The 16,889-nt window shown below is 62.9% G+C and carries 12 protein-coding genes; 6 read left to right on the top strand and 6 right to left on the bottom strand.

The features are described from left to right. Positions 1–4: 4 nt before the first annotated feature. Positions 5–1,603 carry a cytochrome ubiquinol oxidase subunit I gene (locus tag ACWA13_RS08085; RefSeq protein ID WP_463937618.1) on the bottom strand — a complete coding sequence of 533 codons (1,599 nt, stop codon included), beginning with the start codon at positions 1,601–1,603 and terminating at the stop codon, positions 5–7. Positions 1,604–1,865: 262 nt separating this feature from the next. Between ACWA13_RS08085 and ACWA13_RS08080 the strand changes: the two genes are divergently transcribed. Continuing rightward, positions 1,866–2,252: a BlaI/MecI/CopY family transcriptional regulator gene (locus ACWA13_RS08080; protein ID WP_463937617.1), complete on the top strand. Its 387-nt coding sequence runs from the start codon at positions 1,866–1,868 to the stop codon at positions 2,250–2,252. A 6-nt stretch (positions 2,253–2,258) separates the two neighbouring features. Then, positions 2,259–3,260 carry a M56 family metallopeptidase gene (locus tag ACWA13_RS08075; RefSeq protein WP_463937616.1) on the top strand — a complete coding sequence of 334 codons (1,002 nt, stop codon included), beginning with the start codon at positions 2,259–2,261 and terminating at the stop codon, positions 3,258–3,260. Between the two features lie 16 nt (positions 3,261–3,276). Here the strand turns inward: ACWA13_RS08075 and ACWA13_RS08070 are convergent, their stop codons facing one another. Beyond that, on the bottom strand, positions 3,277–5,385 hold the full coding sequence (locus ACWA13_RS08070; RefSeq protein WP_463937615.1) for a DNA gyrase/topoisomerase IV subunit B: 2,109 nt from the start codon (positions 5,383–5,385) through the stop codon (positions 3,277–3,279). A gap of 276 nt (positions 5,386–5,661) precedes the next feature. On the opposite strand from ACWA13_RS08070, the gene ACWA13_RS08065 reads away from it, so the two are divergent. Further along, entirely contained in the window at positions 5,662–5,883 is a 222-nt protein-coding gene (locus ACWA13_RS08065) for a DUF7455 domain-containing protein (RefSeq protein ID WP_463937614.1), read from the top strand. 153 nt (positions 5,884–6,036) lie between these two features. Here ACWA13_RS08065 and ACWA13_RS08060 read toward each other — a convergent pair whose 3' ends face one another. From ACWA13_RS08060 to ACWA13_RS08045, 4 genes are all read right to left on the bottom strand, one after another. Continuing rightward, positions 6,037–7,350, bottom strand: a complete 1,314-nt coding sequence (locus tag ACWA13_RS08060) for an RNA polymerase sigma factor (RefSeq protein WP_463937613.1) — start codon at positions 7,348–7,350, stop codon at positions 6,037–6,039. Positions 7,351–7,678: 328 nt separating this feature from the next. Beyond that, positions 7,679–8,950: a DUF4192 domain-containing protein gene (locus tag ACWA13_RS08055; protein ID WP_463937612.1), complete on the bottom strand. Its 1,272-nt coding sequence runs from the start codon at positions 8,948–8,950 to the stop codon at positions 7,679–7,681. Positions 8,951–9,074: 124 nt separating this feature from the next. Further along, complete coding sequence (locus tag ACWA13_RS08050; protein WP_463937611.1) at positions 9,075–10,418, bottom strand: MFS transporter; 1,344 nt, start codon at positions 10,416–10,418, stop codon at positions 9,075–9,077. 69 nt (positions 10,419–10,487) lie between these two features. After that, positions 10,488–11,426 carry a proteasome assembly chaperone family protein gene (locus ACWA13_RS08045; RefSeq protein WP_463937610.1) on the bottom strand — a complete coding sequence of 313 codons (939 nt, stop codon included), beginning with the start codon at positions 11,424–11,426 and terminating at the stop codon, positions 10,488–10,490. Positions 11,427–11,726: 300 nt separating this feature from the next. On the opposite strand from ACWA13_RS08045, the gene ACWA13_RS08040 reads away from it, so the two are divergent. The 3 genes from ACWA13_RS08040 (at position 11,727) to sucB (ending at position 16,777) form a co-directional block, all read left to right on the top strand. Next, positions 11,727–13,250 (top strand): leucyl aminopeptidase, encoded by a 1,524-nt coding sequence (locus ACWA13_RS08040; protein ID WP_463937609.1) that lies wholly within the window; start codon positions 11,727–11,729, stop codon positions 13,248–13,250. A gap of 260 nt (positions 13,251–13,510) precedes the next feature. Beyond that, on the top strand, positions 13,511–14,893 hold the full coding sequence (gene lpdA, locus ACWA13_RS08035; RefSeq protein WP_463937608.1) for a dihydrolipoyl dehydrogenase: 1,383 nt from the start codon (positions 13,511–13,513) through the stop codon (positions 14,891–14,893). A gap of 114 nt (positions 14,894–15,007) precedes the next feature. Beyond that, entirely contained in the window at positions 15,008–16,777 is a 1,770-nt protein-coding gene (sucB, locus tag ACWA13_RS08030; RefSeq protein ID WP_463937607.1) for a 2-oxoglutarate dehydrogenase, E2 component, dihydrolipoamide succinyltransferase, read from the top strand. Positions 16,778–16,889 lie beyond the last annotated feature (112 nt).

The following is a 16,889-nucleotide window of genomic DNA, read 5'->3' as shown; positions in this document are numbered from 1 at the left end:
GCTCCTAGTAAGCGAAAGCCAGGACGTCATCCCGGTTCCGGTCGTCATCGTCAGTGTCGCCGTCGTTGCCGTCACCCTCACGGCCCGACGGCGCATGGGCGAGTTCCGGCATCCCGGCAACCACGCCGCCGCGGATGTACCTGACCAGCAGCTTGACCTCAACCACCAGCAACAGCGCGTAGATGGCCGTTAGGACTACCAGCGAGGTGAGGAGCTCGCCGGCGCTTACTCCGGGCGAAACCGCGGCCGCCGTGAACATAAACACCTGGTCGATTCCGTTGAGGTCAGGATTGGGTGCCACCACAAAGGGCTGGCGGCCCATCTCAGTGAATATCCAGCCGGCGGCATTGGCGCCAAAGGGGGCAAGGATGCCAAGGACGGCCAGCCGCATGAGCCATTTTGATTCCGGGACCGTGCCCTTACGGGTGATCCACAGGGCTGTCAGCGCAGCAGCAGCCGCCAGGCCACCGAAGCCAATCATTATGCGGAAGCCCCAGTACGTCACCTCCATAACAGGCACGTAGTCGATCTCCTGGCCGGCCCGCTCGCCGTACATGGGATCGATCGGAAGGTTGGTGCCGTAGTTGGCCTTGTATTCCTCCACGAGGCTGTTGACGCCGCGGATTTCTGTGGTGAAGTCACCCTTGGCCAGATAGGACAGAATGCCGGGAACTTCGATCAGCGCCACGATGTCGTCACAGTTCTGGGACCCCAGGTTTCCGACGCTCAGCACGGAGAATCCGGTTCCGTCGTGGCAGGCAGCCTCGGCGGCAGCCATCTTCATGGGCTGCTGTTCGAACATCAGCTTGCCTTGGAGGTCACCGGTAACTGCGGTGCCGGCGAAGGAGATCATGGCCACGACGGCGCCGATCCGCAACGAGCGGATCCAGACCGTGTGGTCGGTCCGGTCCCGGCCGGCGATATCGCTGGTCCCAGGCACTACCTTGCCATCCGGGCCAATGGTGTCGATGCCGTCCTTGCGGCGTCGCCACAGGTGGTACCAGGCGATGCCCAACAGGAATCCGCCAGCCACGGCCAGGGCGCCAAAGAGAGTGTGCGGGACGGCTACCAGCGCTGTGTTATTCGTGAACACGGCCCAGGCGTCAACCATGACCGGACGCCCGTCGATCAGCTCGACGCCTACCGGATGCTGCATCCAACTGTTCGCGACGATGATGAAGTACGCCGAGAAGATGGAGCCGACTACGGCGATCCACAGGCAAGCGAGGTGAACTGCCGGCTTCAACTGCTTCCAGCCGAAGATCCACAAGCCCAGGAACGTGGATTCCACAAAGAATGCCAGCAGGGCTTCAAGGGCCAAAGGTGCGCCAAACACGTCCCCGACGAACCGGCTGTACTCACTCCAGGCCATTCCGAACTGGAATTCCTGGACGATCCCTGTCGCGACGCCCATGATGAAGTTGATCAGGAACAGCTTGCCCCAGAACTTGGTCATCCGCAGGAATTCGGGTTTCCCCGTGCGGTGCCACAGAGTCTGCATGATGGCCACGAGGAGGCCCAGGCCGATGGTGAGGGGCACCATCATGAAGTGGTACACCGTGGTGATTCCGAACTGCCACCGCGCAATTTCCAAGGCTTCCAAGCGGGTCCCCTACTGTTGCTCTCCGATTCGGTAAACTTCTACGAGTTGTAGAAGTTTCGTCTTCTACAGAGTGTAGAACAGTCGGCCTGGGGTGTAAACCGTCGGTGAAGCGCCCGAGCCGCCCTTCTGTGCCCCACGCCACGCCGTGCGTTCTACCTGATGTAGAAAGCCTGGCGGAAAAAGGGTAACTTTAGTTCCAGGTCACGATTGTTGGATACCGGATGCGTACAGCACCGGTGCACGGATTTTAAGGATTTGATGAATGGCGAGTCTCGGCGAACTGGAACGGGCGGTTATGGACCTGCTCTGGGCAGGCCAGGAAGCAGCCACGGCCAACACCCTGCGCGACAGGCTGGCCCAAAGCACTGAAGCGGCGGCCGGCACCGCCGGCCACGAAGGCAAGGAACTGGCAGTCACCACTGTTCTGACGGTCCTTTCCAGGCTTGAGAAAAAAGGCCTTGTGGAGCGTGAGCGCGGTATGCGCCCGCACCGTTACCAGGCTGTTTCAAGCCGGGAGGATCACACAGCCGAACTGATGCACGAGGTCCTGGGCTCAGCGCCCGACCGCGAAGCCGTTCTGGCACGGTTCATCGGCTCGGTCAGCCCGAGCGAAGCGGAAAGCCTGCGCAAACTGCTCGGTCGCGACTAAGGCTCCATGTTCTGGGCCTCGTACCTGCTGGCCGCCTTGGCGGTAATACTGGCTTGGCCGGTACCGGTACTCCTGTCCAAGGCACAATGGCCTGCCCGCTCGCCGTTTACGGCAATGATCCTCTGGCAGGCGGTAGGGCTGGCCGGCGGCCTCTCCATGATCGGCGCGATGCTCGTCTATGGACTGGAGCCGCTGGGTGACAACCTCGTGGCCGGGCTACAGGGCCTGGCTTCCATGGTGCTTTTTAATGCACCCACCACGGCACTGGGCTTCTGGCACCTGTTTGCACTATCCGCTGCCGCGCTCCTGACAGCACACCTGGTGTTCACGCTGCTCCTCACGTACATCAGGATCCAGCGCCAGCGCAAGCGCCACCGTGAACTCCTGGAACTGCTGGCTTCGCCGTCGCCTGGGCGTGCCGGCACCATGGTCATCAGCCACGATTCACCCGTGGCGTACTGCCTTCCTGGCGGAGCGCGGTCTATCACTGTTCTCTCCGACGGATTGATGTCAGCCCTGGAGCCCGACGAACTGCGCGCCGTGTTGTGCCACGAAAATGCCCACTTGGGCCAACGCCATCACCTGCTGTTATGGGTGTTCGCCGCCTGGCGTCAGGCACTCCCCTGGCTGCCCACGACGCTCCTGGCCCAGCAGGCTGTCAACTCGCTGATCGAAATGCTGGCAGACGATGTTGCGCTGAAGGAAGTAAGCCGTCCGACACTCATCAAGGCCATTGCAATAGTGGCTGCCGGACCGGAAGGCAACCCGGCCATGCAACCGCCGGCGGCAGTGGCCGGCAGGGCCGCCGGCGCGTCAGGCATGGACGGACTGGACACAAGTCCTGCCACCGGCTCTGTCTCAGCCCGCACCACGGCGTCGCGTGTCAGCAGGCTGCTCTCAACACAGCCTCCGCTGCCCCGCTGGGTGAGAGCTGCCGTCCTGGCGCTCAGCGCCCTGCTCCTTGCCGTGCCGACTGCCCTGCTGATCGTCCCCGGCCTGTTGGGGTAGCTGTTCCCGCCCTCAGCTACGCGTCGATGCGTTCCCGGTCGAGGCTGGACGCTCCGGCGATGATAAAGTCCTTGCGCGGAGCAACGTCAGAGCCCATCAGCAGGTCAAAGACCGCCTCTGCTTGCTGGGCGTTTTCGATATTGACCTTACGCAGGGTCCGGTGCCGGGGATCCATGGTGGTCTCTGCCAACTGCCCGGCATCCATTTCGCCTAGACCCTTGTAGCGCTGGATGGGTTCCTTGTAGCGCTTGCCCTCCTTGGACAGTTTTGCCAGGAGGGTATGGAGTTCAGCTTCGGAGTAGGTGTAGACCATCTCGTTGGCCTTCTGACCGGCGTTGATGACCTCCACCCGGTGTAGTGGAGGGACGGCGGCGAAGACCCGGCCCTCCTCGACCATCGGCCGCATATACCTGAAGAAAAGCGTCAGGAGCAGGGTGCGGATATGGGCGCCGTCAACGTCGGCGTCAGTCATCAGGATGACCTTTCCGTAACGGGCTGCCTCGAGGGCGAAGCTCCTGCCTGAACCGGCGCCAACGACCTGGATAAGAGCGGCACATTCAGCGTTGGAGAGCATGTCCCCCACAGAGGCCTTCTGTACGTTGAGGATCTTGCCACGAATGGGAAGCAGGGCCTGGAAATCCGAGGACCGGGCCAGTTTCGCCGTACCCAGCGCCGAATCACCCTCAACAATGAAGAGCTCCGAACGGCTGACGTCGTCGGTCCGGCAGTCGGCCAGCTTGGTGGGCATGGAGGACGTCTCGAGGGCGTTTTTCCGGCGCTGGGTCTCCTTATGGACCCGGGCGGAAATGCGGGACTTCATCTCGCTGACGATCTTCTCCAGCAGCAGCGCAGCTTGGGCCTTGTCGTTACGGTTGGCAGAACTGAGCCGGGCCGTGATTTCCTTCTCCACCACCCGCGCCACGATCGCCCGGACTGCCGACGTACCCAGAATTTCCTTCGTCTGGCCCTCGAACTGTGGCTCCGCCAGGCGTACCGTCAGGACGGCTGTCAGCCCGGCGAAAATATCGTCCTTCTCGATTTTGTCGTTGCCGGCTTTGAGCTTGCGGGCGTTGCTTTCCACGGCCTTGCGGAAGGTCTTCACCAGGGCTTGTTCAAAACCGGCCTGATGCGTTCCGCCCTTGGGGGTGGCGATGATATTGACGAAACTGCGCAGTGTGGTGTCGTAGCCGATCCCCCAGCGCAAAGCAACGTCCACCTCGCAGTCCCGCTCAATTTCGGCAAGCTGGCTGTGGCCGGACTCGTCGATGATGGGAACTGTTTCCTTGAACTTGCCTGAACCATGGAGACGCCATACATCTGTCACGGCCGCGTCGATGGCAAGGAACTCAGCAAACTCGGAGATGCCGCCGTCGTGGTGGAAGAACTCTTCATGAGGCCCCGGCTCCCCTGGCGTTCCGGGAATTTTCCGCTCGTCCCGGACGGTCAGCTTGAGGCCGGGGACCAGAAAGGAGGTCTGGCGTGCCCGGGCTGCCAACTCCTCGTAGGAAAACTTGGCATCCTGGGTAAATATCTGCCGGTCCGCCCAGTAGCGGATCCGCGTACCGGTCACGCCACGCTTTGCTTTACCAATGACATCCAGCACCGAATCATCGACAAAGGCGGTGAAGGGCGCGGCCGGGTCGGAGCGGGTTCCGGTGTCCTTAAAGCGGCCGGGCTCGCCGCGGCGGAAGGACATCTTGTACGTCTTGCCGCCCCTGTCCACCTCGACGTCCAGCCGGGCCGAGAGCGCGTTTACAACGGAGGCACCAACACCGTGGAGGCCGCCGGAAGCGGCGTATGAGCCGCCACCGAATTTTCCGCCGGCATGCAGTTTCGTGAAGACAACCTCAACACCGGTAAGCCCGGTCTTGGGTTCCACGTCGATGGGAATGCCGCGGCCGTCGTCGTGGATTTCAACGGAATTATCCGCGTGCAGGATGATCTTGATGTCATGGCCGAAGCCGGCAAGGGCCTCATCAACGGCGTTGTCGATGATCTCCCAGAGGCAGTGCATCAGTCCGCGGGAGTCAGTGGAACCGATATACATGCCGGGCCGTTTGCGCACGGCCTCAAGGCCCTCCAGGACCGAGAGGTGCCTGGCGGTGTAATCAGAACTTGGTGCCACGGGTAATGCGCTCCTTTAAGGCCGGGGTAGATACTGGACGGCTTCCGGCTTACTGGACGGTCAATGCGCAGTCAGTGCCGGGAGTCCCGCCGCGAGGGCTCTTCCTAGGGTAGTCGTCCGGGCGGACATCCTCTGACTGCAACGCCTGCAGTGCCGGAGAACAACTTTGACCGTTACCGAGGTGTGATACGCGGACAGCGAAAGTCACCCATCCTTGGCCTTGTTTGGCCTCGAATGCTGGTTATATAGAGGTACAGATCTACTTAGGAGGCCGACATGACAGCAGCAGTAGCCGATCGAACGCTCAACGCACTTGACCGGTGCGATCGTTGTGGAGCTCAGGCATACGTCCGCGTTGTACTCGAGTCCTCCGGCGGGGAGCTGCTGTTTTGCGGCCACCACGCCCGTGCAGTCGAAGCAACGCTCAAGCCGTTGAGCTCAGACTGGCACGACGAAACCGGGCGTCTCCACGAGAAGGCTCCGGTACCGGTCGACTAGACCCATAAGCCAAAACGAAAAAGCAGGGTTCCTCCGCAGAGGGACCCTGCTTTTTGCATGGTGCGGCAGAACAGGCCGACAGCAAAGCCGCCGTGGGATTGCTCCCGTCGGCGGCTTTGCTGTGACTGACCCGAAGAGAACCGGGCCAAACGCTTAATCCAGGTAGTCGCGCAGCACCTGCGAACGTGACGGGTGACGCAGCTTGGACATGGTCTTGGACTCGATCTGTCGGATACGCTCACGCGTAACGCCGTAGACTTTTCCGATTTCGTCTAAAGTCTTAGGCTGTCCGTCGGTGAGGCCGAACCGCATGGCCACAACGCCGGCCTCGCGCTCTGACAACGTGTCCAGGACGGAGTGGAGCTGTTCCTGCAGCAAGGTGAAGCTGACGGCGTCTGCCGGCACCACGGCTTCGGAGTCCTCGATGAGGTCGCCGAATTCCGAATCGCCGTCCTCACCCAGAGGCGTGTGCAGCGAGATCGGTTCGCGTCCATACTTCTGGACCTCGACGACTTTCTCCGGAGTCATGTCCAATTCCAGGGCCAGCTCTTCCGGTGACGGCTCCCGGCCGAGGTCCTGGAGCATCTGGCGCTGGACACGGGCCAGCTTATTGATGACCTCCACCATGTGCACGGGAATGCGGATGGTGCGTGCCTGGTCAGCCATGGCGCGGGTGATGGCCTGGCGGATCCACCATGTTGCGTAGGTGGAAAACTTGAAGCCCTTGGTGTAGTCGAACTTCTCCACCGCGCGGATCAGCCCCAGGTTGCCTTCCTGGATCAGGTCCAGGAAGAGCATCCCACGGCCCGTGTAGCGCTTGGCAAGCGAGACGACCAGGCGCAGGTTGGCTTCCAGCAGGTGGTTCTTGGCGCGCTTGCCGTCGTGGATGATGAATTCAAGTTCGCGCTTGAACTTCGGGTCCATGGAACCGTCGTCCTTGGCAATCTTCTCCTCGGCAAAGAGTCCCGCCTCGATGCGCAGGGCAAGATCGACTTCCTGCTCTGCGTTCAGCAGGGCGACCTTGCCGATCTGCTTCAGGTAATCCTTGACGGGGTCGGCAGTTGCGCCGGCAGACATGACCTGCTGGACAGGAGCGTCGTCGTCGTCCGCGTCTGAATAGACGAAACCCGAGCCGGTGGCTGCGCCATCGGTCTTGGCAGCGGGGGCGTCGCCGTCCTCAACGAGTTCGGCCGGGTCAACGTCGATATCCTGATCGTCGTCAGCGTCAGCATCGGCGTCCTGCGGGGATTTTCCGGCAGCTTCGGCGGCAGCCTTGGCGCCGGGCTTGGGTCCACGCTTTTTGGGGGCAGGATTGGCGTCAGTGGCTGAGCCTTCGCCGGCGGCGTCACGAACAGCCTTATTGGCTGCCCTGGTGGCGGCACGCTTGGCGTTGGTGGCGGCCTGCTTCTCCTCAGGGGTCAGCTCAGCCTGGTCGGCGGGGTCCTTCTTCGCGGAAGACGGGGTCACAGAAAACCTTTCTAGCGGCGGTCTGTGGAATCGCCATACGGGCAACACCACTATGACCCTGTCAAGTCCGTGATGAACATCAGATGCAATCGCGGCTTGCAGAGTCTGTTAACTCAACCACCGGAAAGGGCGCTTTTGTTCCCGATTAAGGAATTTCAGCGGCACCTGATTCACGGACCCAACCGGGTCTCGGCATCCATTGTCTCATGGTTTTGCCGATAGGCACCGACTGCCCAACCGACTCACCGAAAAACCTTGTGCCCGGCCGCCACCTGCCAGGATGCCTTGCTGTCACCTTGCCGTGCCCGCCGCGGATCTCCGCACAACGTCAGGCAGCGTCCGCGCCGAACTTCTGCCAGGCCGATTGCGGGTTACCCGCCCAACCGCAAAGCGTTCCCCGGCTAATCATTTCGTGCAGAAGTTCCGCCAGCCTGTACTCCGGTACGAACTCCAAAGCCTGCCGGAGGAAGGCTGCGGCGTAGGAACCCCGGCCGCGGCACCAGGCGATCCACCCCCGACCTGTCGACGCCGCCGCGCCGGCCGCTCCCCCGCCATGGTTTACCAGCCGCTCCAACACACGATCCAAAGCGTCCAGGCTTTTCCAATCAGGTTTGCCCGGTGCCAGCCCAAGCAGAACCTCGCCATAGCCGGGGACGGCCGGCATCTCATGGCCGACAGGGTCTGGAACGGCAATATTTGTACCAGCAGCAGGTAGAGCAGAGCTGCCCGCGCCGGCGGCCCGGCGACCGGTAAATGTTGACGCGGCTGCCACGCCCGGCAATCCGACTGACAGGGCAGGGTCATCCCGAGCGACGTCAAAAATTGCAAACCGCTCTGCCCCGCCCAAAGCAGCGTCCCGGCCCGCCGCACACAGCACCAGGACCGCGTCACGCCAGGCGGGAACACGCAGCACCGCGCGGAGATAAGCCATCTGCTCCCGGTCCAGGCCACCCGACGTTGCCCTTTGCAACGCGTGCTCCCACGCGTCCAGCACCAGGGCAAACTGGGAACGGCTGGCCGAGCGGCCGGACAGCCTGCCAAACCAGCCGTCCTCCAGAGGCTCCGTAGGTTGCATGGAAGGCGAAGGTGAGGGCGCTTGCGGGACAGGAGGCGTTCCCACGCTGCTGCCTCGGTAAATTAGTTCGGCGTTCAGCCGGCTGTCCCGAATTTCTTGCAGCGACCTGCCAGGCCAGGGGCAACAGCCTGTGTCCCCACACAACGCGTCCCGCCAATACCGGTTGCCGACGTACCAGGCATCACGGACGCCAAGGCCTTCTCCCGCCAGCTCTTGTCCCAGTGCCGCCAGCAGCGGCCCGTATTCACGTGGCAGGTCTTCCCACTCATTTGCGCTGAATACGGCCAGCACCGCGCCATCCGCCTTGCGGTCAGCCTCAAGGTAGCGCCTCACGGCAACGGCGTACTGCATCAGGTCCGCCGGCTGGGTGCTGCGCGGCAGATCCACGCGCAGGGTGGCGCTGATCCGGTTTCCCTGGAGCGTGATGGCCACCAGGCTGTCTTCTGGCCAGTAGCCCAGCGAGTGCGGAATATAGCCCAGGATGTCTTCAGGGCCACTGACTGAAATCGATGCGGAAGCTGTCATGTATCCAGCGTGGTCCACGTCGCCAGGCATCTGCAGCAACTGATCCGGCTATGTGGATAAGGAGTGAACCTACATGAATGTGGAGGACCAGTCTGCCGGATCCCGGGCCCTGCGGGGCGTCGGGCTAGTCGGACCCGGTGCCGGGGTGCCTACTGGCCAACCGCGCCCGGCGCCGTGCGGCCAGCGTCTTCAATAGTGGCGGAACATTGACTCCCTGCGCTGCCATCTGGCGGCGCACTTTCCGGCGGGACGCCAGAACGGCGAAAGCTCCAAAGCCCAACAGCAGGAACTGGACGCTGAGTGCGATCCTGAACGGGTCCAAACCATAGAGGACACCGTTGGAATAGCCAGTGGAGTACAGGAAGTCAAGGACCAGGCCTACCAGGAAGATGCAGATGAGGGCTGCGCAGAAACCGCCCACGTTCACGATTCCGGTGGCTGTGCCCATCCGGTGGGCGGGGTTGAACGTCCTTGCGAAGTCGAACCCGATCATGGAACCCGGTCCGCCGATGGCGAGGACCACCACCAGGCCAACAAGCATCCATAGCGGAGCCCTGCCGGGCATCAGCAGCACCGTGGCCCAGGCAGCGGCCGTGGCGCCGGCAATCAGTAACACCAGGGTGGACCTTCGCAGCGGATGCCGGGAAACAAATCTGCCAATGAAAGGACCCACCACAATTCCGGTTGCCACGAAGAGTGCCATCAGCAAGGCGACTGCGGTGGGTTCCAGGCCCTGGGCGGAGATCAGGAAGGGGTACCCCCATGTCATGGCGAACACGGTGCCACTGAACTGGATGGTGAAGTGGCTCCACATTCCCAGCCGGGTACCCGGCTGGTGCCAGGCCCGCTTGAGTGAGGCTCCTGTCGCCCGCAGGCCCTGCACCGACTCGGCGCGGACAGTCCCAGCCGGCATGTCCCGCAACAGCACGATCACCAGGACAGCCGCCACACCTGACATCCCGGCCAGCATCAGGAACGCCGGGTTCCAGCCGGCAGAATGCAGCACCATAGCAAACGGCACCACGCTGATTAACTGGCCCAGCTGGCCGGACATACCCGTCAGCTGGGTGATCAATGGCACACGGGCGGGCGCAAACCACAGCGGAATGAGCCGGATCACTGAAATAAAAGTCATAGCGTCGCCGGCCCCCACCAGTACCCTGCCCAGAACGCCGCCCGGGATGCTCTCAGCGAAGGCCAGCTGCAGCTGGCCGGCCGCCATAAGCACCGCCCCGCCGGCGATCATGATCCGTGAGCCGAAGCGGTCCACAAGCACGCCCACGGGTATCTGCAGTCCGGCGTAAACCAGCAGCTGCAATACCGTGAAGAAGGAGATGGCTGAGGCGCTGGCATTGAACCTTTCGGTGGCTTCCAGGCCCACCACACCAAACGAAGTCCGCTGCGTTACCGCCACCAGATACGACACAACTCCGATGGTCCAGATCAGCCAGGCGCGGGGTGCAGTCACTACCTCATTATGCCGAACCGCCAGCCCCGCCGGCGGCAGGGCCGGGCCTGGCAGCCTCAGCTGGGAAGGTTACTGGCCAGGGTTTTCCCGCGCCAGGTAAGCTTCGACGGCCGCGCCAAGAGCATCCGCGTTAGGCAGTTCGTCGTTTTCGTCGGCAAGCAGTGAGCGCCGGACGGTACCTTCGGCCTTCTCGTCATAACGGACTTCAAGCCGCTCCACCACCTGCTGCACATCGACGGAAGCGTTCACCTGCTCGGCAATCTGGCGTCCCACCTCCCGTCCGGCCTCGCGCAGCCGGTCGGTGGGCAGCATCAGGGATGCAGCTGCCCCCAGGTATTCCAGGCCGGCCACCGCAGCAGTGGGGTACTCGGCGTCGGCAAGGTAGTGCGGCACGTGGATCACGTAGCCGGCCACATTGCGTCCCGCTTCGATGAGGCGAAGTTCCAGGATGTGCCCCACGGCGGCAGGTACTTCAACCGTTGGCTTCCATGCGGAAATGCCTTCGATCAGTTCGGGCCTGTTGCCGTGCACGGTCACGCCTACCGGGCGGGTGTGCGGGACCGGCATAGGGATGGAATGGATCCAGGTCACCAGGTTGACGTCCAGCTTTTCCACCAGTCCGACGACGGCACGGGCGAAGCGTTCCCACTGAAGGTCAGGTTCGAATCCGGCAAGCAGGAGGAACGGTTTGCCGAGGCCGTCGAGCAGCCGGTACAGGGCCAGCCGGGGCGCCTGGTAGTCCTCGATGTGGTCCTCCACAAAGGAGATATGCGGCCGGCGCGACCGATAGTCGATGAGCTGGTCAGCATCAAAAACGGCAACCGGCTCTGAATCCAGGACGTCGAGCAGTTCGGTATTGATCTGGCGGACAACGTGGCCGGCGTCGGCGAACCCGGTGAACCCCATCACCAGATTCAGTCCGCGGAGCTCCGGGCTGTGCAGCAACCCGTAGTTGCCCGCGTAGAGAGCGTCAGGGTCCAACAGGGAACCGGAAATCCGTTCAAGCACGGCACGATCCTTTCGTATTTTTGAGCGCTACAGGGCCTTTAAGATCTACAACGTAAGAGTCCCGCGGGACATTCCTGCCTACGTGGTGCCGCAGTCCCGGCCACGGGATTTCCGGGAAACGTCCGGCTGCCAGCCAAATTATCCGTGCCGCGCTACGATCGGAAGTGGCCTGCACGGCCGCGCACAGCATTTTCCGGAAACTGATCCGGTGGACGTTGCGCCGGTGCGGCCGGACAGCACGGCCTGGCGCAAAACCTGCAGCCTTGCCCGGTACTTCCCAGAGAATCGAGGACCGAACCCATGGTCAAGAATACTGAAATCAACCTTACTGCTCTCTCCCGCGAGCTGAAGAAGGCAGCTGCCGACGCCGTTGTCGTTGGGGTTGGAAAGGGATCGGACGGTCCGGTTCTGCTGGAGAATCCGCTCAGCGCCAAGGCAGCGGAAACACTGGCCGCCTCGTTCACAGCGCTCGGCGTCACCGGGGCAGCCGATCAGCTGTTGCGTCTCCCGGGCCTGCCGGAGACCGGCAATGCCGTGCTGGTGCTGGTTGGCACAGGGGCAGTGGAGGCAAACGGGGCAGTCTCCGGGGAGGCCTTGCGCAGGGCAGCCGGTTCGGCAGTGCGGCAACTTGCGGGCCTGGGGAGTGTCGTCCTGGCACTCCCGACGGCGGCACTCGCCGACGTCGCTGCAGTCGCCGAAGGTGCCGCAATGGGCGCCTACTCCTTCACCGAATTCCGCTCCGCCAAGGACGGCCTGAAGGATCCGGTCCGCAACGTGGCAATCTTCACCGAGCTGGCCGCGGACAAGGGCCTGCCGGCCGTACTTCGCCGGGCCGGCCTGGTTGGAAAGGCAGTTAACGCCACCCGCACCCTGGTCAACCAGCCGCCCAGCCACCTCTACCCCGAGTCATTCGCTGATGCCGCCCGGGAACTCGCCAAAGGCCTGCCCGTGAAGGTGACCGTCTGGGACGAGAAACGCCTCGAAAAGGAAGGCTTCGGCGGCATCATGGGCGTGGGCAAGGGCTCCACCCGCCAGCCGCGCCTGGTCAAGGTCGAATACGCCCCCTCGAAAGCAACTCAGAAGATCGCCCTCGTCGGCAAGGGCATCACCTTCGACACCGGCGGAATCTCGCTTAAGCCTGCCCTGGGCATGGGCGACATGAAGAGCGATATGGCCGGCGCCGCCGTCGTGCTTAATACTGTCCTGGCCATTGCTGAACTGGGGCTGCCGCTCAAGGCTACGGCCTGGCTGTGCATCGCCGAGAACATGCCGTCGGGAGCGGCTTCCCGCCCCTCCGACGTACTGACCATGTTCGGCGGCAAAACCGTTGAAGTCCTTAATACAGATGCCGAGGGGCGCCTGGTCATGGCAGACGGAATTGTGGCCGCCGGCCAGGAATTCCCGGACATCATCATTGATGTCGCCACCCTCACGGGAGCGCAATTGATCGCCCTGGGAAACCGGACGGCCGGCATCATGGGAGCAGACTCTGTGACTGCGCCGCTGAAGGCCGCCGCCGACCGCGCCGGTGAGCTTGTCTGGCCCATGCCCCTGCCCGAGGAGCTCCGTCCCAGCCTGGACTCACAGGTTGCCGATCTGGCGAACATCGGCGAACGCCACGGCGGGATGATGACCGCCGCCGTTTTCCTTCAGGAATTTGTGGGCAAGGGCAAGAACGGCGAACAGATTCCGTGGGCGCACATCGACATTGCCGGCCCGGCCTTTAATAGCGGCAGCCCCTACGGCTACACACCCAAGCAGGGAACCGGCTGCACGGTACGTACGCTCCTTGCCTATGCCGAGGACCGCGCGGCGTCCGCATAGGCTCTTCGCCATGGTGTGGCGCGGCCTTGGGGCGGCATCTTTTAGAGAAAGATCCGTTCGCCACAAGGCCGCGTGACACTGGACACAAGCGCTCCACAAACAGGGTGGCAAGGTGGAGCATGGATTAGTGGTTCGCTAAGGTGAACTTTGGTAGTCACAAATGCAAGGGAAATCAGCCTGCTGGCATAATCACGGCAGGATAGTTTCAAGACCAGATGATGCGTACTCTCGCGTCATCATTCACGCGAGGGAGCGTCTAAGTGGCCGATCAGGCAACTGCGCAAGAATTCGACATCCTGGTACTTGGTGGCGGCAGCGGCGGATACGCCGCCGCCCTGCGTGCCGTCCAGCTGGGCTTCACCGTTGGCCTCGTAGAAAAGGCGAAACTTGGTGGAACCTGCCTGCACAACGGCTGCATTCCCACCAAGGCACTCCTGCATTCGGCAGAGCTGGCCGACCACGCCCGTGATTCCGCCAAGTACGGCATCAATGTCACCCTGGACAGCATCGACATCAACGCCGTCAATGCGTACAAGGACGGCATCATCGCCGGCAAGTTCCGGGGCCTGCAGGGACTCATCAAGTCCAAGGGCATCACCGTCATCGAGGGTGAGGGCAAGCTGCAGGGCACCGATACCGTTGTAGTCAACGGCACCGCCTACAAGGGCAAGAACATCATCCTGGCAACAGGCTCCTACTCCCGCTCCCTGCCCGGCCTCGAAATCGGTGGCAAGGTCATCACCTCCGATGAAGCTTTGAAGATGGACTCCATCCCCAAGAGCGCCATCATCCTTGGCGGCGGCGTCATCGGCGTCGAGTTCGCTTCGGTCTGGAAGTCGTTCGGCGTGGACGTAACCATCGTCGAGGGCCTCCCCTCGCTGGTGCCGAACGAAGATGCCACCATTGTGAAGAGCCTGGAGCGCGCCTTCAAGAAGCGCGGCATCAAGTTCTCCACCGGGATTTTCTTCCAGGGTGTTGAGCAGAACGACGACGGCGTCAAGGTCACCCTCGTGGACGGCCAGACGTTTGAAGCCGACCTGCTCCTGGTGGCAGTCGGCCGCGGTCCCGCCACCGCAAACCTCGGCTTTGAGGAAGCCGGAGTCACCATTGACCGGGGCTTCGTTATCACCAATGAGCGCCTGCACACCGGAGTTGCCAACATCTATGCGGTGGGTGACATCGTCCCCGGCGTCCAGCTTGCGCACCGGGGATTCCAGCAGGGCATCTTCGTTGCCGAAGAGATCGCCGGACTCAAGCCCGTCATTGTTGAAGACGTCAACATTCCCAAGGTCACCTACTGCGACCCCGAAATCGCGACAGTCGGGTACACCGAAAAGTCCGCCAAAGAGAAGTTCGGCGAGGACCAGATCCAAACCCAGGAATACAACCTGGCCGGTAACGGCAAGAGCTCCATCCTGGGCACCAGCGGCCTGGTTAAGCTCGTGCGCCAGAAGGACGGTCCGGTCGTCGGCGTCCACATGATCGGCGCCCGCATGGGTGAGCAGATCGGCGAGGCCCAGCTGATCGTGAACTGGGAAGCCTACCCCGAGGATGTGGCCCAGTTGCTGCACGCCCACCCCACCCAGAATGAGTCCCTCGGCGAGGCCCACCTCGCGCTGGCGGGCAAAGCCCTGCACGGCTGATTTTCCGCAAGACCCCTGGGTTTAGTGCATCCGGCCTGATCCGCCGGGTGCACTAAGCTCAAATCCAGGCAGCAACCATCCGCACTAAACATCAATAAGGAGAACGGGGACGACATGTCTGAATCCGTTAACTTGCCCGCCCTCGGTGAGAGCGTCACCGAAGGAACCGTCACCCGCTGGCTTAAGCAGGTAGGTGACCGGGTAGAAGTGGACGAGCCGCTGCTCGAAGTCTCCACTGACAAGGTCGACACCGAAATCCCCTCTCCCATCGCTGGCGTGATCGAAGAGATCCTCGTCGCTGAAGACGAGACCGCAGAAGTTGGCGCCCCCCTGGTTCGGATTGGCGACGGCTCCGGGGCCGGTTCAGCACCCGCCGAAGAGGCTCCGGCGGCACAGGAAGCTGCCCCTGCTGAAGAAGCCCCCGCGGCGCCGGCAGACAATGCACCCGCCCCGGCAGAAGAGCCGGCAGCCGAAGCACCTGCCGCAGAAGCACCTGCCGCGGGCGGTGGGGAAGGCCACGAGGTCACCCTCCCCGCGCTCGGCGAGAGCGTTACCGAGGGCACTGTCACACGCTGGCTCAAGGCCGTGGGGGATTCGGTCGAGGTCGACGAGCCACTACTTGAGGTATCCACGGATAAGGTCGACACCGAAATCCCGTCGCCGGTAGCCGGCACCCTCCAGGAAATCCGCGTCAACGAGGACGAGACCGCTGAAGTCGGTTCTGTCCTTGCTGTTATCGGTTCCGGCGCGGCTCCCGCGCCGGCCAAGGAAGAAGCTCCCGCACCCGCCGCGGCTCCCGCACCCGCCAAGGAAGAGGCGCCTGCTCCGGCTCCTGCAGCTGCGCCGGCAAAGGAAGAAGCACCCGCCAAGGAAGAGGCGCCTGCTCCGGCTCCTGCAGCTGCGCCGGCAAAGGAAGAAGCACCCGCCGCTGGTGGCAGCGAATCCAACTATGTCACTCCGCTGGTCCGCAAGCTGGCCAACCAGCAGGGCGTCGACATTGCCTCCGTGACCGGCACCGGTGTTGGTGGCCGCATCCGCAAGCAGGACATCGTCGCTGCTGCTGAAGCCAAGGCTGCCGCTGCGAAGGCTCCGGCGGCTTCCGCCGCTCCCGCGGCATCCGGCTCGGCGGCTCCTGCCGCACCTGCACCGGCAGTTTCCTCGTTGCGGGGTACTGTCCAGAAGGCCCCCCGCATCCGTCAGGTCATCGCCCGCCGGATGCGCGAGTCGCTGGACATCTCCACGCAGCTGACGCAGGTGCACGAAGTGGACATGACCAAGGTGGCCAAGCTCCGTGCCCGTGCCAAGAACTCCTTCCAGGCACAGAACGGCAACAAGCTCACCTTCCTGCCGTTCATCGCCAAGGCGGTCGCCGAGGCCCTCAAGCAGCACCCCAAGCTCAACGCTGCGTACGACGAGGACAAGCAGGAGATCACCTACCACAACGCCGAGCACCTGGCGATTGCCGTCGACACCGAGAAGGGCCTCCTGGTTCCGGTTATTAACGACGCTGGCAACCTGAACCTGGCTGGCCTGGCCGGTAAGATCGCCGACGTCGCCAGCCGCACCCGCGACGGCAAGATTGGTCCGGACGAGCTGTCCGGCGGTACGTTCAGCATCACGAACATCGGATCGGTCGGCGCCCTGTTCGACACCCCGATCATCAACCAGCCGCAGGTGGCCATCCTGGGCACCGGTGCCATCGTCAAGCGTGCTGTGGTGGTTTCCGATGAGAACGGCGACGATTCGATTGCCATCCGCTCCATGATGTACCTGTCCCTCACATATGATCACCGCCTGGTCGATGGTGCGGATGCCGGCCGGTTCCTGCAGACTCTGAAGGCCCGCCTTGAGGCCGGTGCCTTCGAGGCAGACCTGGGCCTGTAACCCGCGCCCATCGGCTATGCCCAGTGGGACTAACGCCGGATGTTTGCGATTAGGTTCGCGAATATCCGGCGTTTGCCGTTTCCCCCAAAAGAACGACGCCGCGCCAGCCTTC

The organism is Pseudarthrobacter sp. TRD_SC_9, from assembly GCF_055361265.1.
The sequence above is the reverse complement of the archived record's forward strand: the minus strand, read 5'-3'. Positions and strand labels throughout refer to the sequence as shown.

Bases quoted from the DNA above. Each gene is read 5' to 3' on its own strand.
- ACWA13_RS08055 (WP_463937612.1), bottom strand. From the start codon at position 8,950: ATGACAGCTTCCGCATCGATTTCAGTCAGTGGCCCTGAAGACATCCTG.
- ACWA13_RS08040 (WP_463937609.1), top strand. From the start codon at position 11,727: ATGGTCAAGAATACTGAAATCAACCTTACTGCTCTCTCCCGCGAGCTG.
- ACWA13_RS08075 (WP_463937616.1), top strand. From the start codon at position 2,259: ATGTTCTGGGCCTCGTACCTGCTGGCCGCCTTGGCGGTAATACTGGCT.
- ACWA13_RS08080 (WP_463937617.1), top strand. From the start codon at position 1,866: ATGGCGAGTCTCGGCGAACTGGAACGGGCGGTTATGGACCTGCTCTGG.
- ACWA13_RS08065 (WP_463937614.1), top strand. From the start codon at position 5,662: ATGACAGCAGCAGTAGCCGATCGAACGCTCAACGCACTTGACCGGTGC.
- sucB (WP_463937607.1), top strand. From the start codon at position 15,008: ATGTCTGAATCCGTTAACTTGCCCGCCCTCGGTGAGAGCGTCACCGAA.